The sequence below is a fragment of the Mycobacterium neumannii genome, assembly GCF_002245615.1.
In the GTDB taxonomy this organism is placed as follows: domain Bacteria; phylum Actinomycetota; class Actinomycetes; order Mycobacteriales; family Mycobacteriaceae; genus Mycobacterium; species Mycobacterium neumannii_A.
This window is the reverse complement of sequence record NZ_NKCO01000006.1, coordinates 34,440-57,519: the sequence shown is the minus strand read 5'-3', so window position 1 is coordinate 57,519 and position 23,080 is coordinate 34,440. Positions and strand designations below refer to the sequence as shown.

The 23,080-nt window shown below is 66.1% G+C and carries 32 protein-coding genes; 25 read left to right on the top strand and 7 right to left on the bottom strand.

Features of this window, described 5'->3' with window-relative positions; translation table 11 throughout:
- Positions 1–12: 12 nt before the first annotated feature.
- Genes rplC through rpsQ form a run of 10 tightly spaced genes read left to right on the top strand, consistent with a single transcriptional unit; the run spans position 13 to position 5,255 of the window.
- Complete coding sequence (rplC, locus tag CEX88_RS09645) at positions 13–687, top strand: 50S ribosomal protein L3 (RefSeq protein WP_064400120.1); 675 nt, start codon at positions 13–15, stop codon at positions 685–687.
- Positions 687–1,355 (top strand): 50S ribosomal protein L4, encoded by a 669-nt coding sequence (rplD, locus tag CEX88_RS09640; RefSeq protein WP_064400119.1) that lies wholly within the window; start codon positions 687–689, stop codon positions 1,353–1,355. The genes rplC and rplD overlap by 1 nt, the downstream gene beginning before the upstream one ends.
- Positions 1,355–1,657, top strand: a complete 303-nt coding sequence (gene rplW / locus CEX88_RS09635; protein WP_064400118.1) for a 50S ribosomal protein L23 — start codon at positions 1,355–1,357, stop codon at positions 1,655–1,657. Before rplD ends, rplW begins: the two co-directional genes overlap by 1 nt.
- Positions 1,658–1,695: 38 nt before the next feature.
- Positions 1,696–2,532, top strand: coding sequence for a 50S ribosomal protein L2 (gene rplB / locus CEX88_RS09630; protein ID WP_064419510.1), 837 nt, complete (start codon positions 1,696–1,698; stop codon positions 2,530–2,532).
- A 21-nt stretch (positions 2,533–2,553) separates the two neighbouring features.
- Entirely contained in the window at positions 2,554–2,835 is a 282-nt protein-coding gene (gene rpsS / locus CEX88_RS09625; RefSeq protein WP_007167837.1) for a 30S ribosomal protein S19, read from the top strand.
- Positions 2,835–3,425, top strand: coding sequence for a 50S ribosomal protein L22 (gene rplV / locus CEX88_RS09620; protein ID WP_094293308.1), 591 nt, complete (start codon positions 2,835–2,837; stop codon positions 3,423–3,425). The genes rpsS and rplV overlap by 1 nt, the downstream gene beginning before the upstream one ends.
- Positions 3,425–4,297 (top strand): 30S ribosomal protein S3, encoded by an 873-nt coding sequence (rpsC, locus tag CEX88_RS09615; protein ID WP_064400115.1) that lies wholly within the window; start codon positions 3,425–3,427, stop codon positions 4,295–4,297. The genes rplV and rpsC overlap by 1 nt, the downstream gene beginning before the upstream one ends.
- A 3-nt stretch (positions 4,298–4,300) precedes the next feature.
- Positions 4,301–4,717, top strand: coding sequence for a 50S ribosomal protein L16 (rplP, locus tag CEX88_RS09610; protein WP_059101353.1), 417 nt, complete (start codon positions 4,301–4,303; stop codon positions 4,715–4,717).
- Entirely contained in the window at positions 4,717–4,950 is a 234-nt protein-coding gene (gene rpmC / locus CEX88_RS09605) for a 50S ribosomal protein L29 (RefSeq protein WP_064419507.1), read from the top strand. The genes rplP and rpmC overlap by 1 nt, the downstream gene beginning before the upstream one ends.
- Before the next feature lie 2 nt (positions 4,951–4,952).
- A complete protein-coding gene (gene rpsQ, locus CEX88_RS09600) occupies positions 4,953–5,255 on the top strand; it encodes a 30S ribosomal protein S17 (protein WP_064419506.1) in 303 nt (100 codons plus the stop codon).
- A gap of 59 nt (positions 5,256–5,314) precedes the next feature.
- Here the strand turns inward: rpsQ and CEX88_RS09595 are convergent, their stop codons facing one another.
- The 3 genes from CEX88_RS09595 to CEX88_RS09585 form a co-directional block, all read right to left on the bottom strand.
- Entirely contained in the window at positions 5,315–6,847 is a 1,533-nt protein-coding gene (locus tag CEX88_RS09595) for a sugar transferase (RefSeq protein ID WP_094293307.1), read from the bottom strand.
- Between the two features lie 138 nt (positions 6,848–6,985).
- Entirely contained in the window at positions 6,986–7,702 is a 717-nt protein-coding gene (locus tag CEX88_RS09590; protein WP_094293306.1) for a GAF domain-containing protein, read from the bottom strand.
- An 87-nt stretch (positions 7,703–7,789) separates the two neighbouring features.
- A complete protein-coding gene (locus CEX88_RS09585) occupies positions 7,790–8,479 on the bottom strand; it encodes a TetR/AcrR family transcriptional regulator (protein WP_094293305.1) in 690 nt (229 codons plus the stop codon).
- 56 nt (positions 8,480–8,535) lie between these two features.
- On the opposite strand from CEX88_RS09585, the gene CEX88_RS09580 reads away from it, so the two are divergent.
- The 14 genes from CEX88_RS09580 (at position 8,536) to CEX88_RS09515 (ending at position 17,363) form a co-directional block, all read left to right on the top strand.
- Positions 8,536–9,219, top strand: coding sequence for a DUF2306 domain-containing protein (locus CEX88_RS09580; RefSeq protein ID WP_094293304.1), 684 nt, complete (start codon positions 8,536–8,538; stop codon positions 9,217–9,219).
- Between the two features lie 42 nt (positions 9,220–9,261).
- Entirely contained in the window at positions 9,262–11,613 is a 2,352-nt protein-coding gene (locus tag CEX88_RS09575) for an arylsulfatase (protein WP_066849474.1), read from the top strand.
- A gap of 390 nt (positions 11,614–12,003) precedes the next feature.
- Positions 12,004–12,330, top strand: coding sequence for a hypothetical protein (locus CEX88_RS09570; RefSeq protein WP_094293303.1), 327 nt, complete (start codon positions 12,004–12,006; stop codon positions 12,328–12,330).
- 305 nt (positions 12,331–12,635) lie between these two features.
- A complete protein-coding gene (rplN, locus tag CEX88_RS09565) occupies positions 12,636–13,004 on the top strand; it encodes a 50S ribosomal protein L14 (RefSeq protein ID WP_064400107.1) in 369 nt (122 codons plus the stop codon).
- Positions 13,005–13,328 (top strand): 50S ribosomal protein L24, encoded by a 324-nt coding sequence (rplX, locus tag CEX88_RS09560; RefSeq protein WP_064400525.1) that lies wholly within the window; start codon positions 13,005–13,007, stop codon positions 13,326–13,328.
- Positions 13,325–13,897 carry a 50S ribosomal protein L5 gene (gene rplE / locus CEX88_RS09555; RefSeq protein ID WP_066849468.1) on the top strand — a complete coding sequence of 191 codons (573 nt, stop codon included), beginning with the start codon at positions 13,325–13,327 and terminating at the stop codon, positions 13,895–13,897. Before rplX ends, rplE begins: the two co-directional genes overlap by 4 nt.
- A 3-nt stretch (positions 13,898–13,900) precedes the next feature.
- Positions 13,901–14,086 carry a type Z 30S ribosomal protein S14 gene (locus tag CEX88_RS09550; protein WP_064400527.1) on the top strand — a complete coding sequence of 62 codons (186 nt, stop codon included), beginning with the start codon at positions 13,901–13,903 and terminating at the stop codon, positions 14,084–14,086.
- Positions 14,087–14,173: 87 nt separating this feature from the next.
- Entirely contained in the window at positions 14,174–14,572 is a 399-nt protein-coding gene (gene rpsH, locus CEX88_RS09545) for a 30S ribosomal protein S8 (RefSeq protein ID WP_067298457.1), read from the top strand.
- A 21-nt stretch (positions 14,573–14,593) separates the two neighbouring features.
- Positions 14,594–15,133: a 50S ribosomal protein L6 gene (gene rplF / locus CEX88_RS09540; protein WP_066849466.1), complete on the top strand. Its 540-nt coding sequence runs from the start codon at positions 14,594–14,596 to the stop codon at positions 15,131–15,133.
- Complete coding sequence (gene rplR, locus CEX88_RS09535) at positions 15,134–15,544, top strand: 50S ribosomal protein L18 (protein WP_064345609.1); 411 nt, start codon at positions 15,134–15,136, stop codon at positions 15,542–15,544. It begins immediately after the preceding gene.
- Positions 15,545–15,578: 34 nt separating this feature from the next.
- Positions 15,579–16,241 carry a 30S ribosomal protein S5 gene (gene rpsE, locus CEX88_RS09530; RefSeq protein ID WP_064423144.1) on the top strand — a complete coding sequence of 221 codons (663 nt, stop codon included), beginning with the start codon at positions 15,579–15,581 and terminating at the stop codon, positions 16,239–16,241.
- Complete coding sequence (gene rpmD, locus CEX88_RS09525) at positions 16,242–16,466, top strand: 50S ribosomal protein L30 (protein ID WP_066849464.1); 225 nt, start codon at positions 16,242–16,244, stop codon at positions 16,464–16,466.
- Complete coding sequence (gene rplO / locus CEX88_RS09520; RefSeq protein ID WP_064419497.1) at positions 16,463–16,906, top strand: 50S ribosomal protein L15; 444 nt, start codon at positions 16,463–16,465, stop codon at positions 16,904–16,906. The genes rpmD and rplO overlap by 4 nt, the downstream gene beginning before the upstream one ends.
- Positions 16,907–17,021: 115 nt before the next feature.
- Positions 17,022–17,363 (top strand): DUF732 domain-containing protein, encoded by a 342-nt coding sequence (locus CEX88_RS09515; RefSeq protein WP_066849462.1) that lies wholly within the window; start codon positions 17,022–17,024, stop codon positions 17,361–17,363.
- Between the two features lie 26 nt (positions 17,364–17,389).
- On the opposite strand, the gene CEX88_RS09510 is transcribed toward CEX88_RS09515, so the two are convergent.
- On the bottom strand, positions 17,390–18,316 hold the full coding sequence (locus tag CEX88_RS09510) for an LLM class flavin-dependent oxidoreductase (protein WP_066849461.1): 927 nt from the start codon (positions 18,314–18,316) through the stop codon (positions 17,390–17,392).
- A 61-nt stretch (positions 18,317–18,377) separates the two neighbouring features.
- Between CEX88_RS09510 and sppA the strand changes: the two genes are divergently transcribed.
- Positions 18,378–20,174 carry a signal peptide peptidase SppA gene (gene sppA, locus CEX88_RS09505; protein ID WP_094293302.1) on the top strand — a complete coding sequence of 599 codons (1,797 nt, stop codon included), beginning with the start codon at positions 18,378–18,380 and terminating at the stop codon, positions 20,172–20,174.
- 9 nt (positions 20,175–20,183) lie between these two features.
- Here the strand turns inward: sppA and CEX88_RS09500 are convergent, their stop codons facing one another.
- The 3 genes from CEX88_RS09500 to CEX88_RS09490 are packed head-to-tail and all read right to left on the bottom strand — an operon-like array spanning position 20,184 to position 22,948.
- A complete protein-coding gene (locus CEX88_RS09500) occupies positions 20,184–21,083 on the bottom strand; it encodes a class I SAM-dependent methyltransferase (RefSeq protein ID WP_066849458.1) in 900 nt (299 codons plus the stop codon).
- A gap of 9 nt (positions 21,084–21,092) precedes the next feature.
- Positions 21,093–21,995: a class I SAM-dependent methyltransferase gene (locus CEX88_RS09495; protein ID WP_094293301.1), complete on the bottom strand. Its 903-nt coding sequence runs from the start codon at positions 21,993–21,995 to the stop codon at positions 21,093–21,095.
- Entirely contained in the window at positions 21,992–22,948 is a 957-nt protein-coding gene (locus tag CEX88_RS09490; RefSeq protein ID WP_066849453.1) for a class I SAM-dependent methyltransferase, read from the bottom strand. The genes CEX88_RS09495 and CEX88_RS09490 overlap by 4 nt, the downstream gene beginning before the upstream one ends.
- Positions 22,949–23,080: the final 132 nt, after the last annotated feature.

Genomic DNA, 23,080 nt, shown 5'->3' with positions numbered 1-23,080 from the left:
AGAGACCAGAACATGGCTAGCGGTAATAAATCCGCCGCCCCGCGGCGAGGCATTCTGGGCACCAAACTGGGCATGACGCAGGTGTTCGACGAGAACAACCGGGTCGTGCCGGTGACGGTCGTCAAGGCCGGGCCCAATGTGGTGACGCGTATCCGTACGCCGGAGCGCGACGGCTACAGCGCGGTGCAGTTGGCCTACGGCGAGATCAGCCCGCGCAAGGTCAATAAGCCTGTCACGGGCCAGTATTCGGCCGCCGGGGTCAACCCGCGCCGGCATCTGGCTGAGCTGCGGCTCGATGACGAGTCCGCCGCCGCCGAATACGAGGTGGGCCAGGAGCTGACGGCCGAGATCTTCGCCGACGGCAACTACGTCGACGTCACCGGCACCAGCAAGGGCAAGGGTTTCGCCGGCACGATGAAGCGGCACGGTTTTCGCGGTCAGGGCGCCAGCCACGGTGCACAGGCCGTGCACCGCCGCCCCGGTTCGATCGGTGGCTGCGCCACGCCCGGCCGCGTGTTCAAGGGCACGCGCATGTCGGGCCGCATGGGCAACGATCGCGTGACGACGCTGAACCTGGTGGTACACAAGGTCGATGCCGAGAACGGCGTGCTGTTGATCAAGGGCGCAATCCCCGGCCGTAACGGCGGGCTCGTGATGGTCCGCAGCGCAATCAAGAGGAGCGAGTAATGGCTCTCAAAGTTGATGTCCACACCCCGGCGGGGGCGAAAGACGGCTCCGTCGAGCTGCCCGCCGAGCTGTTCGACGTCGAGGTGAACATCGCGTTGATGCACCAGGTGGTCACCGCGCAGCTGGCCGCGGCGCGGCAGGGCACGCACTCCACCAAGTCGCGCGGTGAAGTCCGCGGCGGCGGCAAGAAGCCGTACCGGCAGAAGGGCACCGGCCGCGCGCGCCAGGGCTCGATTCGGGCGCCGCAGTTCACCGGCGGAGGCATCGTGCACGGCCCCAAGCCGCGCGACTACAGCGAGCGGACCCCGAAGAAGATGATTCGGGCGGCTCTGCGCGGTGCGCTGTCCGACCGGGCGCGCAACGACCGGATTCACGCGGTCACCGAGATCGTCGCGGGCCAGACGCCGTCGACCAAGAGCGCCAAGGCGTTCCTGGCCACACTCGTCGCCGACCGCAAGCTCGAGAAGAACAAGGTGCTCGTGGTGATCGGCCGCGCCGACGAGGTCAGCGCCAAGAGCGTGCGCAATCTCCCGGGCGTGCACGTGATCTCGCCCGACCAGCTGAACACGTACGACGTGCTGAACGCTGACGACGTGATCTTCAGCGTGGAGGCGCTCAACGCCTACATCAGCGCCAACCAGACTGCGAAAGAGGAGGTGTCGGCCTGATGGCGACCGTCACTGACCCCCGCGACATCATCCTGTCGCCGGTCATCTCCGAGAAGTCGTACGGGCTGATCGAGGACAACGTCTACACGTTCATCGTGCATCCCGACTCGAACAAAACGCAGATCAAGATCGCGATCGAGAAGATCTTCGGCGTCAAGGTCGACTCGGTGAACACCGCCAACCGGCAGGGCAAGCGCAAGCGCACCCGCACCGGATACGGGAAGCGCAAGAGCACCAAGCGCGCCATCGTCACGCTGGCCGCGGGTAGCAAGCCCATCGACCTGTTCGGAGCACCGGCTTGATTTCGTCAAGCCGGCGACGGAGGAAGACCTAGAGAATCATGGCAATTCGCAAGTACAAGCCGACGACCCCCGGTCGCCGCGGTGCCAGCGTCTCCGACTTCGCTGAGATCACTCGCGACCACCCGGAGAAGTCGCTGGTTCGACCGCTGCACGGCAAGGGCGGTCGAAACGCGCACGGCCGCATCACCACCCGGCACAAGGGCGGTGGACACAAGCGTGCCTACCGGGTGATCGACTTCCGTCGCCACGACAAGGACGGCGTCAACGCCAAGGTCGCGCACATCGAGTACGACCCCAACCGCACCGCCAACATCGCACTGCTGCACTACTTCGACGGGGAGAAGCGCTACATCATCGCCCCCGAGGGTCTCAAGCAGGGCACCGTCGTCGAGTCGGGTCCCAACGCCGACATCAAACCGGGTAACAACCTGCCGCTGCGCAACATCCCCGCGGGCACCCTGGTGCATGCGGTGGAACTGCGGCCAGGCGGCGGCGCCAAGCTCGCCCGCTCGGCGGGCGCCAGCATCCAGTTGCTGGGCAAGGAAGGCACCTACGCGTCGCTGCGTATGCCCTCGGGTGAGATCCGCCGCGTCGACGTGCGCTGCCGCGCCACCGTCGGCGAGGTGGGCAACGCCGAGCAGGCGAACATCAACTGGGGCAAGGCCGGCCGCATGCGGTGGAAGGGCAAGCGCCCCTCCGTCCGTGGCGTCGTGATGAACCCGGTCGACCACCCCCACGGCGGTGGTGAAGGTAAGACCTCCGGTGGTCGTCACCCGGTGAGCCCGTGGGGCAAGCCCGAAGGCCGCACCCGCAAGCCGAACAAAGCGAGCAACAAGCTCATCGTCCGTCGCCGGCGCACCGGCAAGAAGCGCTGAGAGTAGGCAGGTACAAGGAATATGCCACGCAGCCTGAAGAAGGGCCCGTTCGTCGACGACCATCTGTTGAAGAAGGTCGACGCGCAGAACGAGAAGAACACCAAGCAGGTCATCAAGACCTGGTCGCGTCGGTCGACCATCATCCCCGACTTCATCGGGCACACCTTTGCGGTGCATGACGGCCGCAAGCATGTCCCGGTGTTCGTCACCGAGGCGATGGTCGGGCACAAGCTCGGCGAGTTCGCCCCCACCCGCACCTTCAAGGGTCACATCAAGGATGACCGGAAGGCGAAGAGGCGCTAATGACTACAGCGATTGAATATCCGTCCGCGACGGCGAAGGCGCGCTTCGTGCGCGTATCGCCGACGAAGGCGCGCCGCGTCATCGACCTGGTGCGCGGTAAGTCGGTGTCCGAAGCGCTGGACATCCTGCGGTGGGCTCCGCAGGCGGCCAGCGAGCCGGTCGCCAAGGTCATCGCGAGCGCGGCGGCCAACGCGCAGAACAACGAGGGCCTGGACCCGTCCACTCTCGTGGTCGCGACCGTCTACGCCGACGAGGGGCCAACCGCCAAGCGCATCCGGCCACGCGCGCAGGGCCGTGCGTTCCGGATTCGCAAGCGCACCAGCCACATCACGGTGATCGTGGAGAGCAGAGTGAGCCAGGAGCAGCGTGGCGGCGGCCAGTCGGCCAGCGCGGCTCGTTCGCGTCGCGCTCAGGGCAGTAAGGCCGCGGCGGCCAAGAAGGCTCCCGCCAACAAGACCGCAGAGCAGGCGCCCGCCAAGAAGGCGCCAGCCAAGAAGGCCGCACCCAAGAAGTCGGCCGAGGCGAAAGCCGGCACCAAGGCTGAGAAATCGACTGCTGAAGCGTCCGATGCGAAGGAGGGCTCGGAGTAGTGGGCCAGAAAATCAATCCCCACGGCTTCCGGCTCGGTATCACCACCGACTGGAAGTCCCGGTGGTACGCCGATAAGCAGTACAAGGATTACGTCAAGGAAGACGTCGCGATCCGACGGCTGCTGGCCACCGGCCTCGAGCGCGCCGGCATCGCCGACGTGGAGATCGAGCGCACCCGGGACCGCGTGCGTGTGGACATCCACACCGCACGCCCGGGCATCGTGATCGGCCGCCGTGGCACCGAAGCCGACCGTATTCGCGCCGACCTCGAGAAGCTGACCGGCAAGCAGGTGCAGCTGAACATCCTCGAGGTGAAGAATCCCGAGTCGCAGGCGCAGTTGGTGGCCCAAGGCGTTGCCGAGCAGCTGTCCAACCGCGTGGCCTTCCGCCGCGCCATGCGCAAGGCGATCCAGTCCGCGATGCGGCAGCCCAACGTCAAGGGAATTCGCGTGCAGTGCTCGGGCCGCCTCGGTGGCGCCGAGATGAGCCGCTCGGAGTTCTACCGCGAAGGTCGCGTGCCGCTGCACACGCTGCGCGCCGACATCGACTACGGCCTGTACGAGGCCAAGACGACGTTCGGCCGAATCGGCGTGAAGGTGTGGATCTACAAGGGCGACATCGTCGGTGGCAAGCGTGAGCTGGCCGCCGCCGTGCCGGCCGGTGCGGATCGTCCGCGCCGCGAGCGTCCTTCGGGCACCCGGCCGCGTCGCAGCGGCGCGTCGGGCACCACCGCGACGAGCACCGAAGCCGGCCGCGCCGCTTCGGGCGGTTCCGAGAGCGGCACGGCTCCGGCCGGCAGCGTCGCGGACAACGCCGCGGCTTCGCAGGCCGCAGCTGCGGCCGAGACGCCGACAGAAAATACGGAGAGCTGAATCATGTTGATTCCCCGCAAGGTCAAGCACCGTAAGCAACACCACCCGAGGCAGCGCGGCATCGCCAGCGGCGGCACCACGGTGAGCTTTGGTGACTACGGTATCCAGGCGCTCGAGCACGCCTACATCACCAACCGGCAGATCGAGTCCGCTCGTATCGCGATCAACCGGCACATCAAGCGTGGCGGCAAGGTGTGGATCAACATCTTCCCGGACCGCCCGCTGACCAAGAAGCCGGCCGAAACCCGCATGGGTTCCGGTAAGGGTTCGCCCGAGTGGTGGGTGGCCAACGTCAAACCGGGCCGCGTGCTCTTCGAGTTGAGCTACCCCGATGAGGCGACCGCCCGGGCGGCGCTGACCCGTGCGATCCACAAGCTGCCGATCAAGGCACGCATCGTCACCCGAGAGGAGCACTTCTGATGGCAGTGGGAGTGACGCCGGGCGAACTGCGCGAGCTGACCGACGACGAATTGAAGGGTCGGCTGCGCGAGTCCAAGGAAGAGTTGTTCAACCTGCGCTTCCAGATGGCGACCGGCCAATTGTCGAACAACCGCCGGCTTCGCACGGTGCGTCAGGAAATCGCGCGCGTGTACACCGTGCTGCGCGAACGTGAGTTGGGTCTGGCCTCCGGACCCGTGGGTGAGGATTCGTAGAAATGGCAGACAACACTGCAAAAGGGCCCAAGTACACCCCGCGCAAGGACGAGGAGCGTGGCCGCCGCAAGACGGCCATCGGGTACGTGGTTTCGGACAAGATGCAGAAGACCATCGTGGTCGAGCTGGAAGATCGTAAGAGCCACCCGCTCTACGGCAAGATCATCCGCACCACCAAGAAGGTAAAGGCACACGACGAGGACGACAGCGCGGGCATCGGCGACCGGGTGTCGCTGATGGAGACGCGTCCGCTGTCGGCGACCAAGCGCTGGCGGCTCGTCGAGATTCTCGAGAAGGCCAAATAGGCCGAACCGCAAGGAAAACCCCCGAACACCGAACGTGTCGGGGGTTTTCGCTTTTGCGCTCAGTCTTCTGCGGGCCGCAGGACCGCCAGCACGGTCAGAAGCAAAATCTTGAAATCCAAAAGCAGCGACCAGTTGTCGATGTAGTAGTTGTCCCATTCGGCGCGGTCGGCAATCGAGGTCTGGCCCCGGAAACCGTGCACCTGGGCCCAACCCGTCATGCCCGCCTTCACCCGGTGGCGCTGGCCGTAGCGACGTACGTGCATCTCGAACAACTCGACGAACTCCGGCCGCTCGGGGCGCGGCCCCACCAGGCTCATCTCTCCGCGAAGCACATTGATCAGTTGGGGCAGTTCGTCCAGCGATGCCTTGCGCATGATGCGGCCGATACGGGTGCGTCGATCGTCGCCCTCGACTCCGCCCGGCGCCGTACCCTTCTCGGGTGCGAAACCCGCAGCGGTCTTCTCGGGTTGGCGCATGGTGCGAAACTTCAAGCACCCGAACACCTTTCCGTCGCGTCCGATCCGCTCTTGACTGAAGAAGATCGGGCCCGGCGAGCTGAACTTCACCGCCATCGCGAGCACGAGCAGCAACGGCGAGATGAGCACAAGTCCGATCAGCGCAGCGACGCGGTCACTGCCATGCTTGACGGCGAATTGCCAGCCTTTCGGATTGACGCGGGTCAGCACCATGAGCGGTACGCCGCCCATGTGCTCGATTCGGGTGCCACTGCCCACTGAGTCCATCAATCGCGGCACCACGCGCACACGTAACCCGAGTTCCTGAGCCAATTGCGCGGTCCGCGACAGGTGTTCGTCGGGTAGCGGCGATGGGGCGATGATGAGCTCTTCGGCCCGGGTGGCGCGCGCGGCGCTCTCGAGCTCGTTCGTACCACCCAGGTAAGGGACGTCGAACATCTCCACATCTGTGGGCCGCGTGTCGTCCAATACACCGACCGGACACATGCCGTAGTCCCGGATCTGACGCATGCGGGAAATGAGCTGATGGGCGACCGGACCGGACCCGACGACCAGTGCCGGCCTGCCGACATCGAACCTCCTGCGCAGCCAGCGGTTCACCAACGACCGAGCCAGGCGCACCACGGGAATGAGAATGGCGGCGAACACCCAGATCTTCAGGACAAGCTCGCTCGGGCGGACGTACGGCGTGAGAACCTCTCCGACCGGCAGACGGGGCACCAGGAGCACCATCAGCGTCAACGTGGCCAGAGCGGCCACCGCGATCGACGTTGCCACGGGCTCGAACTGGTCCAGGAAGCCCTCATTCAGCTTCTGTCGATACATCGACCGGGTGGTCATCACGAGCAGCAGGATCGGGACGAAAAGCCACGAGAACAGGGCGAGGTTGCGATCCTGCTCCATGTCGCCCGGGATCCACCAATGCGCCAGCGCCACCGCGGCCACAGCCAGGACGACGTCGATCGCCACGGTGATCATCGAGTACCACGGATCGACACGGAGAACTTCAACCCAGCGGGGTGTCGGATTGGGCGAAGGAGCCGGCACAACCTTCAACCGCGGCACCGTCGGACGGCTACTAGGCGCGTGCTCCGAGACATCCGCCTTAAGCTGCATTTATCACTCTCTCGGACAGAACTGGCAACTATGTTAGATGCACTGTACCGACCCCGATCTCAAAAAGCGCAGTCATAGCAAGCGTTGAAAACGCGCGCTCTCGTGCCAGTGAACTTCAAGTTTGCTGAAGTTCTGTTATCAAGCGTTTGACGTGGGAGGGGCGCTGAAAATCCGCTCCGTAGTCAGTTGCGCAAGATCGCTCAGAATCTGGACGTGGCCAGTGCTCCACTGCCTTGGCTTGCTGTCGGAAACACACAGCGTGCCGATCGCGTGGCCATCTTGATCGATCAGGGGTATGCCGAGGTAGGCGGCCATCGCACCGCCGCGCACCACAGGGTGGTTCATGAACACGGGGTCGGTCCGTGCGTCTTCGACGACCAAAGCGGCTCCATCGGCCACGGTGTACTGGCAGATGGATTGGTCGAAGGACATCGCTCGGTCCTCGATCGAGAGCTTCCCCATCCCGGCGGTGCTCTTGTAGTACGTACGGTCGGCATCGACCAGGCTCACCGCCGCGAACGGGGTCCCCAGCGCCTCTGCGGCCGCTCGGGTGATCCGGTCGTAGGCCGGGTCCGGCGGCGAGTCGAGTAGTCCGGTCGAACGCAGTGAACTCAGTCGATCGGGGTCGTTCACCACCGTCGACACGTCCGGCATGGCATCGCTGTCCAGCACTCCTGATTCGGACAGGTGCGAGAGTAGTTCCTTCGCCGAGACGTTGGTGCGCATCTGGTCGGCGACCATTTGTGATGCGACCGCACGCGCGACGTAGGTTTCCACGTCCGTGCCGGCATTGCGTGCGCATTCTTCGAGTTGGCGGTTGAGCCACTCATCGAAGCGCCGAAACGAGCGAGTCACAATGCGAAACCGTATACGAATTAGCTGATCTGCACGTGTGGGTCGAATGGCAGCGGGAGGTTTCGGTCGCAGGCGTCGTCGCGCCCGCTAACCGATCCTGGCGGCGATGCCGTCGAGCAATTGACCCAACCCGGAGCGGAAGTCGGCGGAAGGTTCGTCGTCGGTGGGGTCGAAGACACCCTCGTGCAGCGCCGCGGCGAGTGCCGGGAACTTCTCCGGGTCGAGCAGGCTCCGAAGAAGTGCCGGATACCCCGGCCAATCGGTTCGACCAGCCTCGATGTCGACTGCCGCCGCACCGCGGACGAAGTGCAGAACCGCCATGACCGCGGCGAACTTCTCGCGCTCGGTGAGCCCGGTGTCGGCGAGAGCGGCCAGCCCCGCGTCCAGCCACGCCACCTGGCCCGGATCGGCCGGCGGCCCGGCGGATACGGCCTGTAGCACCCATGGGTGGCGGTGGTAGACGTCCCACAATCCGTCCGCCCAATTCGTCAGGGCCTCGGCCCAATCGGCGGCCGCGCCGCTTGGTGGACGGCCGACCGCGTCAGCCGACATGAAGATCACGAGCTCGTCCTTATTGGCGACATGCCGGTACAGCGACATCGTGCCGCACCCCAGACGCTCGGCCAGTCGGGCCATGGACAGTGCGTCCAGACCGTCGGCGTCGGCCAGTTCGACGGCTGCGCGCACGATGCGCTCGCGGCTCAGCCCAGTGGAGCGTGCGGGCTCGCTCGGCTCATGCCAGAGGAGCTTCAGTGCGCGCGGTAGGGATTCGCTCATCGATGGTCAGCCTAAGTCACTGGACACCGGGCGCGTATGCCGTACGCTCTTTGCGTATGCCATACGCATCTTGTCGGACTTCTCACCGGTGGGCGCTTGCACTCGCGCTCGTCGTGGCGTGCTTTCTGGGCTTCTCCGTACCGCCGTATCTGGCCGGCGGCACCCGGGTGCCCGCCACGTTCTGGCTGCACTACCCGCTGTTGGTGTTTCACGTGATGTTCGCGAGCGTCGCGATGGTCGCGGCAGTGGTGCAGATCTGGCCCCGGCTTCGTACGCTTCACCCCGCGCTGCATCGCCGTTGCGGACGCGTGTACGTCGTCGCTGCACTTCCGGCGGCCGTGTCGGCGATGGTGATCGGCGCGGTCACTCCGTTCGGACCACTTTTGGCTGTCAGCAACGTGACGTTGGGCGCGCTGTGGCTGTGGTTCACCGCGAGGGGTTATGTCGCGGCCCGGAGTCGCCGTATCTCCGCCCACCGGCGGAACATGGTGCGCAGCGCGGCGCTGGCACTGTCTGTCATCACCAACCGAATCTGGACGCCTGTCATCTATGTCTCCTTTCAGCCATTGCAGGACAACGTCTTTGGCGGCAATGCCGAACATTTCCAATGGTTCGTCGCCGGAGTCGGTGCATGGCTGGGGTGGACGGTTCCTCTCGGAGTCGTTCAGTGGTGGCTGACCACACGGGCGGTGACGGCGTCGTCGTCGAATCGTCAGCTAACCGAGACACCCCACGTGTAATCTCCGGGCCACACTGCGACGCGACACCGGACAAGGCTGGGCATGGCAACCGAATTCAACGGCAAGATCGAACTCGATATCCGCGACTCGGAACCGGACTGGGGCCCGTACGCCGCACCGACCGCCCCCGAAGGCGCCCCCAACGTGCTCTACCTCGTTTGGGACGACATCGGTATCGCCACATGGGACTGCTTCGGCGGCCTCGTCGAGATGCCCACGATGAGCCGTATCGCCGAACGCGGCGTTCGACTGTCGCAGTTCCACACCACCGCGCTCTGCTCGCCGACCAGGGCGTCCCTGTTGACCGGTCGCAACCCGACGACCGTCGGCATGGCGACCATAGAGGAGTTCACCGAAGGCTTCCCCGGCTGCAACGGGCGGATTCCGTTCGACACCGCGCTACTGTCCGAAGTGCTGGCCGAACACGGATACAACACCTATTGCGTCGGCAAGTGGCATCTGACACCGCTCGAGGAGTCGAATCTGGCCTCCACCAAACGACATTGGCCCCTGTCGCGCGGCTTCGAGCGGTTCTACGGGTTCATGGGCGGCGAAACCGATCAGTGGTATCCGGAGCTGGTCTACGACAACCACCCCGTCGCGCCGCCGGCCGCGCCGGAGGAGGGTTACCACCTGTCAAAGGACCTGGCGGACAAGACCATCGAGTTCATCCGCGATGCGAAGGTGATCGCACCGGACAAGCCGTGGTTCTCCTACGTCTGCCCAGGAGCCGGACACGCCCCGCATCACGTCTTCGCCGAGTGGGCCGACCGCTACGCCGGCAAGTTCGACATGGGCTACGAGCGATACCGCGAGATCGTGCTGGAGAACCAGAAGAAGCTCGGCATCGTGCCCGCCGACACCGAACTCTCGCCGATCAATCCGTACGGAGACGTCAAGGGGCCCAACGGTGAACCGTGGCCGACACAGGACACGGTGCGGCCGTGGGATGAGCTCGGCGACGACGAGAAGCGCCTGTTCGCGCGCATGGCCGAAGTGTTCGCCGGATTCCTGTCCTACACCGATGCGCAGATCGGTCGCATCATCGACTATCTGGAGGAGTCGGATCAGCTCGACAACACGATCATCGTCGTCATCTCCGACAACGGCGCGAGCGGCGAAGGCGGCCCGAACGGCTCGGTGAACGAGGTCAAATTCTTCAACGGATACATCGACACCGTCGAGGACGGCCTTCGTCTCATCGACGACCTCGGCGGCCCGGAGACCTACAACCACTATCCGACCGGCTGGGCGATGGCGTTCAACGCACCCTACAAGCTCTTCAAGCGCTACGCCTCGCACGAAGGCGGGATCGCGGACCCCGCAATCATCTCCTGGCCCAAGGGAATCGCCGCACACGGCGAGGTGCGAGACAGCTACATCAACGTCTGCGACGTCACACCGACGATCTACCAGCTCCTCGGCATCACCCCGCCGGACACGGTCAAAGGAGTGCCCCAGAAGCCGCTGGACGGGGTGAGTTTCGAGGCAACGCTGCGGGATTCGTCGGCGGCAACCGACAAGCGCACGCAGTTCTACACGATGCTCGGCACACGGGGGATCTGGCACGACGGCTGGTTCGCCAACACCGTGCACGCCGCATCGCCGGCGGGTTGGTCGCATTTCGACAGCGACCGATGGGAGCTGTTCCACATCGAAGCCGACCGCAGTCAGTGCCACGATCTGGCCGCCGAAAACCCGGACAAACTCGAAGAACTCACCAAGCTGTGGTTCGCCGAGGCCGACAAGTACAACGGGTTGCCGCTTGGTGACCTGAACATCTTCGACACCATTTCGCGGTGGCGGCCGGGGGTGGCGGGCCGGCGTGACTCGTACCGGTACTACCCGGGCACCGCCGACGTCGGGATGGGAGCTGCGGTCGAGATACAAGGGCGGTCGTTCGCGGCCATGGCCGAGATGGTGATCGACACGTCGGGCGCCGAAGGCGTGATCTTCAAACACGGTGGCGCCCACGGCGGTCACGTGATGTTCGTACAGGACGGGCGGCTTCACTACGTCTACAACTTCCTGGGCGAAGACGAGCAGCGAATGTCGTCGCCGGATGCAGTGCCGTTGGGGCGGCACTCGTTCGGGGTCGCGTATGTGCGCACCGGAACTGCCGAGGGCAGCCATACCCCGATCGGAGACGCGGCTTTGTATATCGACGACCAGCAGGTCGCGACGTTGCGCGAAATGCGTGTCCACCCGGGGACGTTCGGGCTCGCCGGCGCGAGCCTGAGCATCGGCAGGAACGCTGGATCCCCGGTCTCCCGTTCGTATACGCCGCCGTTCGCGTTCACCGGCGGCACCATCGTCGCGGTCAACATCGACGTCTCGGGTAAGCCGTATCTGGACCTGGAGCGGGAGTTCGCTCGCGCCTTCGCGAAGGACTGAACACACCGAGCGTGGGGGCGGGACGGAAGCCATGAAGTACGCCGTCGGGCAGGCGATCGCGCTGACGTGCCTGCTGACCGCGTGTGTCGACAACCGCGAAGGCGTACCGATCGCAGAAGAGGCCGTCGTCTCCGACACGACGATCTCCGCCACCTCGACGCCGTCGTCGACCGCGCCGTCCGACCCGCAGGTTGACACCGCCCAGCCGGGCATCGTGCCGACCCCGCAACCGTCAGCGGCCCATCGCGCTTGCAGCCTGCCGGGACCCGAGCACGTGTCGGCCGCGGTCCCTGAGCCGGCGGCGCCCAGGATCACGGTGGCTCTACCGGCGGGATGGTCCACGGCGGCGGGGCAGGGGGATGTCGCGCTGCGGCTGGCGGACCGGACGGGATGTGGGCGACGGTCACCATTGCCGAGACCACGCTGCCACCGGCCGAAGCGTTCGAACGCTATGCCGACGACGCTGTGGCGGCGGCCGGTATCAGCACGTTGAGCGTGTTGCCGGCCGAGCTGTGCGGCTACAGCGGTCAGAAGCTGCTCGGGTCGTGGGCGGGCTCGCCGGGACCCGCGGTGCAGTTCGGCGATCGGATCGCCCATATCCCGACGAGCACCGGCGACTACCTGGTGGCGGTGCACGTCGAAGCTCCCGCTCAGACGGCGGGCTTCGACCCGCTCGCCTCGCCGCTGCTGGGGGGGTTCGGCATCGTCGTTCCCTGAGCGATCATTCATCGAGTCGACGCGAAGTCGCTGATTACGGGACGCTCGGGGTCCTGCGAGCGTGCGGAAAGTGTCGAGAATCCGCGGCGGGTCGTCGACAAACACACACGCTCGCGCCGCAGGGGAGGGCGTGATCTGCGACGATTTGGCTTCCTGCAGGTCCTCCCATAGAATCAGGCGGTTGCCTTGGGCAGACCTCGGCCAGTCGCGTGCGGCGGGCCCCGCGTGCCTTTCGGTGACAGCAAGACCGCGTACGTCCAGGTCGGTATCTGGCGTGCATACAAAAACCAGGTCGAGGAGATCGAGTGATTCAGCAGGAATCGCGGCTCAAGGTCGCCGACAACACGGGCGCCAGGGAGATCCTGTGCATCCGCGTGCTCGGTGGCTCGTCGCGGCGCTATGCCGGCATCGGCGATGTCATCGTGGCGACCGTCAAGGAAGCCATTCCCGGCGGCAACGTCAAGCGTGGCGAGATCGTGAAGGCCGTCATCGTGCGCACCGTCAAGGAGCGCCGTCGCGCCGACGGAAGCTACATCAAGTTCGACGAGAACGCCGCCGTCATCATCAAGGCCGACAACGACCCGCGCGGTACCCGCATCTTCGGCCCGGTCGGCCGCGAACTGCGCGAGAAGCGCTTCATGAAGATCGTCTCGCTTGCTCCGGAGGTGTTGTAGATGAAGGTCCACAAGGGCGACACCGTGCTCGTCATCTCCGGCAAGGACAAGGGCGCCAAGGGCAAGGTGCTGGTCGCCTACCCGGCGCGCAACAAAGTCCTCGTCGAGGGCGTCAACCGGATCAAGAAGCACACGGCGGTGTCAAGCAACGAGCGCGGCGCACAGTCCGGCGGCATCGTCACCCAGGAGGCGCCGATCGACGTCTCGAACGTGATGGTCGTCGACTCCGACGGCAAGCCGACCCGCATCACGTACCGGGTTGACGAGGAGACCGGCAAGAAGGTCCGCATCGCCAAGACCAACGGCAAGGACATCAACTCATGACCACCGTCGAAAACACCGCAAAAACCCTGCCGCGCCTCAAGCAGCGCTACCGCGAAGAGATCCGCGACACGCTGGCCAAGGAGTTCGGCTACGCGAACGTCATGCAGATCCCCGGCGTGGTCAAGGTCGTCGTCAACATGGGCGTCGGCGACGCCGCCCGTGATGCGAAGCTGATCAACGGCGCGGTCAACGATCTCGCACTGATCACCGGTCAGAAGCCGGAGGTGCGCCGGGCGCGTAAGTCCATCGCCCAGTTCAAGCTTCGCGAGGGCATGCCGATCGGCGCCCGCGTCACGCTGCGCGGCGACCGGATGTGGGAATTCCTCGATCGGTTGATCTCGATCGCGCTGCCGCGTATCCGCGACTTCCGCGGGCTGTCGCCCAAGCAGTTCGACGGCACCGGCAACTACACCTTCGGACTCACCGAGCAGTCGGTGTTCCACGAGATCGATGTGGACTCCATCGACCGCCCCCGCGGCATGGACATCACCGTCGTCACCTCGGCGACGACCGACGACGAAGGACGAGCGCTGCTGCGGGCGCTGGGCTTTCCGTTCAAGGAGAACTGAGTTATGGCAAAGAAGGCACTGGTCAACAAGGCCAACAAGAAGCCGAAGTTCGAGGTGCGCGCCTACACCCGCTGCCAGCGGTGCGGGCGCCCACGCGCCGTCTTCCGCAAGTTCGGCCTGTGCCGGATCTGCCTGCGCGAGATGGCGCACGCCGGCGAACTGCCCGGTGTGCAGAAGAGCAGCTGGTAATCCAGCCCCGAACCGACCAGACCAACCAAACAGGTTGCGGTAGGCCCGGATACCGGGAACCACCGCGAGAAAGGTGAGCCGGCTGTCATGACTATGACGGACCCGATCGCAGACTTCTTGACACGTCTGCGCAACGCCAATTCGGCGTACCACGACGAGGTGACACTGCCCCACTCCAAGATCAAGGCCAATATCGCCGAGATCCTGAAGCGCGAGGGTTACATCGCCGACTACCGAACCGAGGATGCTCGGGTCGGCAAGTCGCTTGTCGTGCAACTGAAGTACGGCCCCAGCCGGGAGCGAAGCATCGCCGGCCTGCGCCGCGTGTCCAAGCCCGGTCTGCGGGTGTACGCGAAATCCACCAATCTGCCGCGGGTTCTCGGCGGCCTCGGCGTGGCGATCATCTCCACGTCGTCGGGGCTCCGGACCGACCGCCAGGCAGCCCAAGAGGGCGTGGGCGGCGAAGTCCTCGCGTACGTGTGGTAGGCGAGAGGGAGTAGAGCTCAAATGTCGCGTATTGGAAAGCAGCCGGTCCCGGTCCCCAGCGGGGTCGACGTGTCGATCGACGGGCAGAACGTGTCGGTGAAGGGGCCCAAGGGCACTCTCGAACTGGCGGTGGCCGACCCGATCCGGGTCGCCCGTGACGACGACGGCGCCATCGTGGTGTCGCGGCCCGACGACGAGCGGCGCAGCCGTTCGCTGCACGGTCTGTCGCGCACGCTGGTGGCGAACCTTATCACCGGCGTCACCGAGGGTTACACCACCAAGATGGAGATCTTCGGTGTCGGTTACCGCGTGCAGCTCAAGGGTTCCAACCTCGAGTTCGCGTTGGGCTACAGCCACCCGGTGGTCATCACTGCCCCCGAGGGGGTGACGTTCGCGGTGGAGACACCGACGAAGTTCTCGATCTCCGGCATCGACAAGCAGAAGGTCGGCCAGGTCGCGGCGAACATCCGCCGCCTGCGCAAGAGCGATCCCTACAAGGGCAAGGGCATCCGCTACGAGGGCGAGCAGATCCGTCGCAAGGTCGGAAAGACAGGTAAGTAAATGGCTTCGACAACAAATTCGGCAGCGCCGACGCGCAAGCCCGTGGGCCAGAACATCTCGCAGACCCGGCGGGTTGCGCGGCTGCGTCGGCACGCTCGCCTGCGCAAGAAGATCTCCGGCACGGCAGAGGTGCCGCGGTTGGTGGTCAACCGTTCGTCACGGCACATTCACGTGCAGCTGGTGAACGACCTCGAAGGCACCACGCTGGCCGCGGCGTCCTCGATCGAGGCCGATGTGCGGGCGGTCGACGGTGACAAGAAAGCCCACAGCGTGCGGGTCGGTCAGCTGATCGCCGAGCGCGCGAAGGCCGCAGGGATCGACAAGGTCGTGTTCGACCGCGGTGGGTACACCTACGGCGGACGGATCGCGGCGCTGGCCGATGCGGCGCGCGAAGGCGGGTTGGAATTCTGATGACTGAGCTCAACACAATGGGAAGGACTGCATGATGGCCGAACAGGCAACAGCCGGCGGCCCCCAGGACGGCCGCGGGTCGCGGGGCGACCGCGACGGACGTGGTCGCCGCGACGACCGTGGCGGTCGCGGCCGCGACGGCGGCGACAAGAGCAACTACCTCGAGCGCGTCGTCTCGATCAACCGCGTCTCCAAGGTGGTCAAGGGTGGCCGCCGGTTCAGCTTCACCGCGCTGGTGATCGTCGGCGACGGCAAGGGCATGGTCGGCGTCGGATACGGCAAGGCCAAGGAAGTTCCCGCCGCCATCGCCAAGGGCGTCGAAGAAGCACGCAAGAACTTCTTCCGGGTTCCGCTGATCGGCGGCACCATCACCCACCCGGTGCAGGGCGAAGCCGCCGCCGGTGTGGTGATGCTGCGTCCGGCCAGCCCCGGTACCGGTGTGATCGCCGGCGGTGCGGCTCGCGCGGTGCTGGAATGCGCCGGCGTGCACGACATCCTGGCCAAGTCGCTGGGCAGCGACAACGCGATCAACGTGGTGCACGCCACCGTTGCCGCGCTGAAGCTGCTGCAGCGTCCCGAAGAGGTCGCCGCCCGACGCGGGCTGCCGATCGAAGATGTGGCGCCTGCGGGCATGCTGCGGGCGCGCCGGGAGGCCGAGGCGCTTGCCGCGTCGGCAGCGCGTGAAGGGTCGTCGTAAATGGCAGAGCTGAAGATCACTCAGGTGCGCAGCACCATCGGTGCGCGCTGGAAGCAGCGGGAGAGCCTGCGGTCGTTGGGGCTGCGCAAGATTCGCCAGTCCGTTGTCCGTGAGGACAACGCGCAGACGCGCGGCCTGATCAAGACCGTGCATCACCTCGTCAAAGTTGAGGCAGTAGAGGCCGGCGATGAGCGCTCGCGCGAAGAGCGGAAGGCTAAAGCATGACACCTATCAAACTGCATGACCTGAAACCGGCACCCGGTTCGAAGACCGCCAAGACCCGGGTGGGTCGGGGCGAGGGCTCGAAGGGTAAGACCGCGGGTCGCGGCACCAAGGGCACCAAGGCCCGCAAGAACGTCCCCGCGACGTTCGAGGGCGGTCAGATGCCGATCCACATGCGGCTGCCGAAGCTCAAGGGCTTCCGCAACCGCTTCCGCACCGAGTACGAGGTCGTCAACGTCGGCGACATCAACAAGCTGTTCCCGAAGGGCGGTGACGTCGGTGTGGACGAGCTGGTGGCCGCGGGCGCGGTGCGCAAGAACGCACTGGTCAAGGTGCTCGGCGACGGCAAGCTCACCGTGAAGGTGAACGTCACCGCGCACAAGTTCAGCGGCAGTGCGCGCGAGAAGATCTCCTCGGCGGGCGGTTCGGCGACCGAGCTGTAACCCCGCGTCGACCGGGAGCCCCTGCCGTGGAGGCGGGGGCTTTCGTGTCGGGCGGTCGTAACGTCGGGCGCCGTCCGCCGATATGGTGCGTAGGCGTGACACATCAGGAGCAGATATGACCTACCTCCGCCGGCTCACCGCCGTCGCTGGGGCCGCCGGTATCGCGTTGTTCGGCGGCGTGGCGACCGCCCACGCCCAGGACGACGATGCGAAGTTCGCCGATCGCGTCGAGGCGCTGCAGATTCCGCTCGGTGAAACCGACCTGCCTGCGTTGGGTCAGGGTATCTGCGACATGCTGACCGCGGGTCTGGACGGCACCGCCAACCCGGTTCCTGTCGTGCGCGGTGTGGTCAACCGCCTTACCGGCACCGGTATGGATCGCGGGCAGGCCGCGGGGCTGATGCGCGCGGCGGTCGCCGTCTACTGCCCGCAGCACGGCCGTTTCATGGGCCGCTGACCGGGCTTCATTCGAGTCGACGCGGGTCACTTCAGCTGCGGAATGACCGCTGCCGCCAGACGTTCCATCTGCTCACGGTCTTCGGAGACGTTCTCGCCGACGGGGTTGAGCAGTAGCATCTCGGCGCCTGCGTCGACGACATCGCGCAGCCCGCGGACCACGTCGGCGGGTGTGCCGGATACCGGGACCTCGTCGATGCCGGCCATACCGCCGTAGATGCGGCGCAGGCCGGCCAGTACCCGCTCCCTGGCACGCAAGGGGTCATCGTCGACGATCAGGTACACGCGCTTGCCGACGGTGAATTCCGCAGCATCCCTTGATTGTTCGGCGAGTTCGCGGCGAACGCATCTGACGGCTTCGGCGAACGCCGCCGTGGTGGACGAGCCTGCTCCCAGAAACGCGTCGCCGTGGCGCACCGCCCTGGCGATGGCGCGAGAAGCGTTGGCGCCGAACCAGATCGGCGGGTGCGGTCGCTGGACTGGTTTGGGTTGGATAGGCAGCCCGTCGACGTCACGAAACCGGCCGTGAAACGTCACCTTGGGTTCGTCGGACCAGGCCGCCTTCATCAACTCGAGCCCTTCGGTGAAGTTCCTGACGAACGTGGCGCGTTCGACGCCGAAGGCCGCGAACTTGCGGGTGCCGCCGCCAGGGGCCACCCCGAGGTCGAGCCGGCCGTGGCTGAGGTGGTCGACCGCCGTCACCGCTGAGGCCAGTTGAAGCGGTTCGTGCAGGGAGGTCACGAGGACGGCCACCCCCAGGCGGATCCGATCGGTGTGTGCGGCGGCCCATGCGAGCATCTCCAGCGGTGCGAGCAGCGGTGAGGGCCCGATCGTCTGCTCCAGCGTCCACGCGCCAGTGAAGCCCAGTCCTTCAGCCCGGATCAGGTAGTCGCGAGTCGCGCCGGCATCGAAACCGCCCGCGACGCGCTGGGGGATGGAGATGTCGAACCGCACGGCACCACGGTAGACGCGCTCGCCGGGCCGAGGCGCTGCGCGGCGTCGGTAGGCTCGCAACATGTCCGTTTTCCTGCCCGGCATGTCCGGACTCCCCGGTCTCGACGACGTGCGCGCGCTGGCGCGGCGCATCGACACCGCCCGCCACAACGGTGTCCCGAACGGATGCGTGCTCGAACTGGACCTGACGTCGGTGCCGAGCGAGACCGCCGGGTTCGACCCGCTGGCATTGATCTCCGGGTCGGGCCGTCCGCTGCTGTTGCGGGAGGCCGTCGCGGCGATCCACCGGGCGGCCGAGGACGACCGGGTCGCGGGCCTGGTCGCTCGGGTGCAGCTGCCCGCTGCGTCGCCGGGCGCGGTGCAGGAACTGCGTTCGGCCATCGCGGCGTTCAGCGACGTCAAGCCGTCGTTGGCGTGGGCCGAGACCTATCCCGGCACGCTGTCGTACTACCTGGCCTCAGCATTCCGCGAGGTGTGGATGCAGCCTGCGGGCACGGTGGGCTTGGTGGGTTTTGCGACGAACGCACTGTTCCTGCGCGGCGCACTCGACAAGATCGGAGTCGAGGCGCAGTTCATCGCGCGCGGTGAATACAAGTCTGCGGCAAACCGTTTCACGGAAGACGGCTACACCGAGGCCCATCGCGAGGCCGACGAACGGTTGATTCAAAGCCTGCACGCCCAGGTGCTGGAGGCGGTCGCACAGTCGCGTCACATCGAGCCCGAGGACGTCGACGCGCTCGCCGACAAGGCGCCCTTGCTGCGCGAAGACGCGCTCGCCGGAAGGTTGATCGACCACGTCGGCTTCCGTGACGAAGCCTACGCACGCATGGCCGAACTGGCCGGCGCACCGGACTTCACGGCAGGCGCGGACGCGGACTCCGAGGACGCGCCGCCGCGGCTGTTCCTGTCGCGTTATGCGCGTGCGACGGCTGAACGCCCGGGTCTGCCCGTGCCGTCCATCCCCGGACGCAAGAAGGCGACGATCGCCGTGGTGACCCTGCACGGCCCGATCGTCAGTGGTCGCGGCGGCACGCAACCGCTGCCGCTGGGCAGTTCGAGCGCGGGCGGCGACACGATCGCCGCGGCGCTTCGCGAAGCCGCGGCCGCCCAAGACGTTTCGGCGATCGTGTTGCGGGTGGACAGCCCCGGCGGCTCGGTGACCGGATCGGAAACCATTTGGCGCGAAGTGCAACAGAGCCGCGACAAGGGCAAGCCGGTGGTCGCGTCCATGGGCGCGGTCGCGGCATCCGGCGGCTACTACGTGTCGATGGCCGCCGATGAGATCGTCGCCAATCCCGGCACCATTACGGGCTCGATCGGTGTGTTGGCGGGCAAGCTAGTGGCCCGCGAGCTCAAGGGGCGTCTTGGCGTCGGCTCCGGAACGGTACGTACAAACCGCAACGCCGACGCCTGGTCGCTCAACGAGCCGTTCACCGACGAGCAGCATGCACATGTGGAGGCCGAGACAGACCTGCTCTACACCGATTTCATCGAGCGGGTCGCGGTGGGCCGCAAGATGAGCGTCGAGGATGTCGACGCCGTCGCGCGCGGTCGGGTGTGGACCGGCGCGGACGCGCACGAGCGCGGGTTGGTCGATCACCTCGGCGGCCTGCGCGCCGCGATCACGAGGGCCAAGGTGTTGGCGGGGATGGACGCCGACGCCGAGGTGCGCATCGTCTCGTATCCGGGTTCGTCGCTGCTGGACCGGCTGCGGCCCAAGGCGTCGTCGCAGCCGGCGGCATCGCTACCGGACGCTGTCGTCGGGTTGCTCGGGCGCTCCGTGGTGAAGCTGGCCGATCAGACCGAGCGTTCGCTCAGTGGCCTGAGCGTGTTGTGGCTCGGTGAGCACCGATTCTGAGCGAACGGTTCAGCATTTGATCGCCGACAGGTAGCTCAGATCTTTGAAAAAGCCGATCGTGCTGTCCTCGTCGAAGGTGAACCCGTTGGCGGCGTAGGCATCCGGCATGTTCTGCGTCGTGACGTCCCAGCCGCGGGCGGTCAGATAGTCGACGACGTCGTTGCGCTCACCGTGATAAATGAGCTCACCCATCTCGATGTTCTGTCCGTAAGCCTGGAACTTCTCGGCGATCTCCCGGGCCCGCTCGTCGGAGAACATGCTGACATCGGGGATGTGCTCGGTGGCCACCCGGCTACCCGGTGCGCTCAGTTCATCGATCCGGTCGAACAGCAGGTCCTGCGCTTCGGGTGGCAGGTAGATCAGCAGTCCCTCGGCGATCCAGGCCGTCGGTTGGGTCGAGTCGAAGCCATTGTCCAGCAGCGCTTTCGGCCAGTCTTCGCGCAGGTCGATCGCCACCACGCGCCGGTTCGCGGCCGGTTCGGCCCCCAACGCCGAAAGGGTGTCGCCCTTGAACGCGATCACCTCCGGCTGGTCGAGCTCGAACACGGTGGTGCCCGTCGGCCACGGCAGGCGGTAGGCGCGGGCGTCGAGCCCAGCGGCCAAGATCACCGCCTGGCGGACATCACGGGCCGCGGCATCGGCGAACAGCCGGTCGAAATGGCGGGTGCGCACAGCCATTCCCTCGGCGGCGCGACGGGTGTTGAAGCGCGGGTCGATGTCGTCCAGCGATATCTCGCCGTCGAGCGCTCGGATGAAGAAGTCGAGCCCGACCGCGCGCACCAGAGGTTCGGCGTACGGGTCGTCAATCAGGCCCTCGCGGTGGCTCAGTACGCGTTGTGCGGCGACCATGGTCGCGGTCGAGCCGACGCTGGATGCCAGATCCCAGGTGTCGTTGTCGGTACGGGCCATTTGTGCTCCTCAGTTGCGGGTTGCGATGATCGCGAGCGAATCACGCATCGGGGCAAGCAGTTCCGTGTCGGGAAAATCTCGGCCGTATTCAGCGAACACCTCGGGACGGCTTTTGGTGCACACCTGCCACCCGTGCTCGGTCAGATAATCGACGACGTGGCTGCGCTCGCCCTCGTAGAAGAGGTGCGAGATGTCGAGGTGGACGCCGTTCTCACCCCACTGCTTGCTGATCGCTTTACTGCGTTCGCCGATTGTCGCCGCGGCGTCGGGATGGTATTCGGTGGCGAGCCTGCTGCCCGGTGCGCTGAGCGTGCCCATGTCGTCGAACAGCTTGTCCTGCGCTTCGGGTGGCAAGTAGACGAGCAGTCCTTCCGCGCTCCACGCTGTCGGTTGTGCCGGGTCGAAACCGCTGTCGTGCAACGCTTTCGGCCAATCGTCGCGCAGGTCGATACCGACAGGGCGCAACTGGGCAGAAGGGGAGGCCCCCAGCGAGGACATCGTGGCGGTCTTGAACCCGATCACCTGCGGCTGGTCGATCTCATAGACGACGGTCCCGTCGGGCCACGGCAGCCGGTAGGACCGCGAGTCCAGACCCGACGCCAGGATCACCGCCTGCCGGATGCCACCTCCGGCGGAGGTGAGAAAGAAGTCGTCGAAGAACCGGGTGCGCACTGCGATCATCCTGGCCATGAAGTCGGCACCGGCACCGTCGATGTCGTTGTCTTCGATGCCCCCGTCGACCAGGCACGTGAAGAAGTCGATGCCGACCGCGCGCACCAGCGGCGCGGCGTACGGATCGTCGAAGAGCGGGTCATCTTCGCGGCTGGCGATCGCGCGGGCAGCGGCGACCATCGTGGCCGTGGTCCCCACGCTCGATGCAGGGTCCCAGCTGTCCGAATCCGTTCGGCTCATTTCTCGAGTATGCCGCTGAGGTACTGCATCTCACCGAATCTGGCGACGTCGTCGTCCTCGGGCAGCGGGGGCAGACCGTTCTCGGCCAGCAGTTCGCCGACCGTGCGACGGGTCAGGCGCCAGCCCCGCTCCTCGAGGTAGGCGCCGGCCTCGTTGCGCTCGCCGATGTAGACGAGTTCGGAGAAGTCGAGTTCGAAGCCGTGTTCGCGCCACCGCTCCGCTGATTCCTGCATCCGGGCCAGTACCTTCTCGCGATCGGCGGGGTCGCTGCTGGAGGGGCCGCTCTCGACCGCGACCCGGCTACCGGGAGCGCTCAACTCGGTGATCGTGTCGAGCAGCTTGTCCTGTGCCTCCGGCGGCAGGTATCCGAGCAGGCCCTCGGCGCTCCATGCGGTCGGCAGGGCCGGGTCGAAACCCGCGTCCTTCAATGCCGCGGGCCAGTCGAAGCGCAAGTCGATCGCCACCGCCCTGCGCAGCGCGGTCGGTTCGGCGCCGAGATCGGCCATTGCCCGGGTCTTGAACGCGATGACGTCGGGCTGGTCGATCTCGAAGACCGTCGTCCCGGCCGGCCATGCCAACCGGTAGGCGCGCGCGTCGAGCCCGGAGGCCAGGATCACCGCCTGCCGTACACCACTTTCGGCGGAGTCTGCGAAGAACTCGTCGAAGAACTTCGTCCGCACCGCCATGTTGTCGGTCATCCGGGCCATTCCGACCGTGGCCCCGTCCGAGGCGTCACCGTCGAGGTCCTCGAGCGTGAGCTCACCGCTGGCCAGGCGGGTGAAGAAGTCCACGCCCACCGCGCGCACCAACGGTTCGGCGTACGGATCGGAGATCAGCGCGTCGGCACCCGTGCTGGCGATCGCCCGCGCCGCCGCGACCATCGTCGCGGTCGCACCGACGCTGCTGGCGAGGTCCCAGGTGTCTCCCTCAAAACGTGGACCCGTACGTGCCATCTCAAACTCCTGACGCTATTGATTAGTGGATATAACGAGATCGGTTCCACGGTATGTTCCCGTCCTGAGAAGTCGCTGTGAGGCGGGGCGATCAGCGGGATGCGGGCCAACGGGGCCCTAACTGTTATTCTC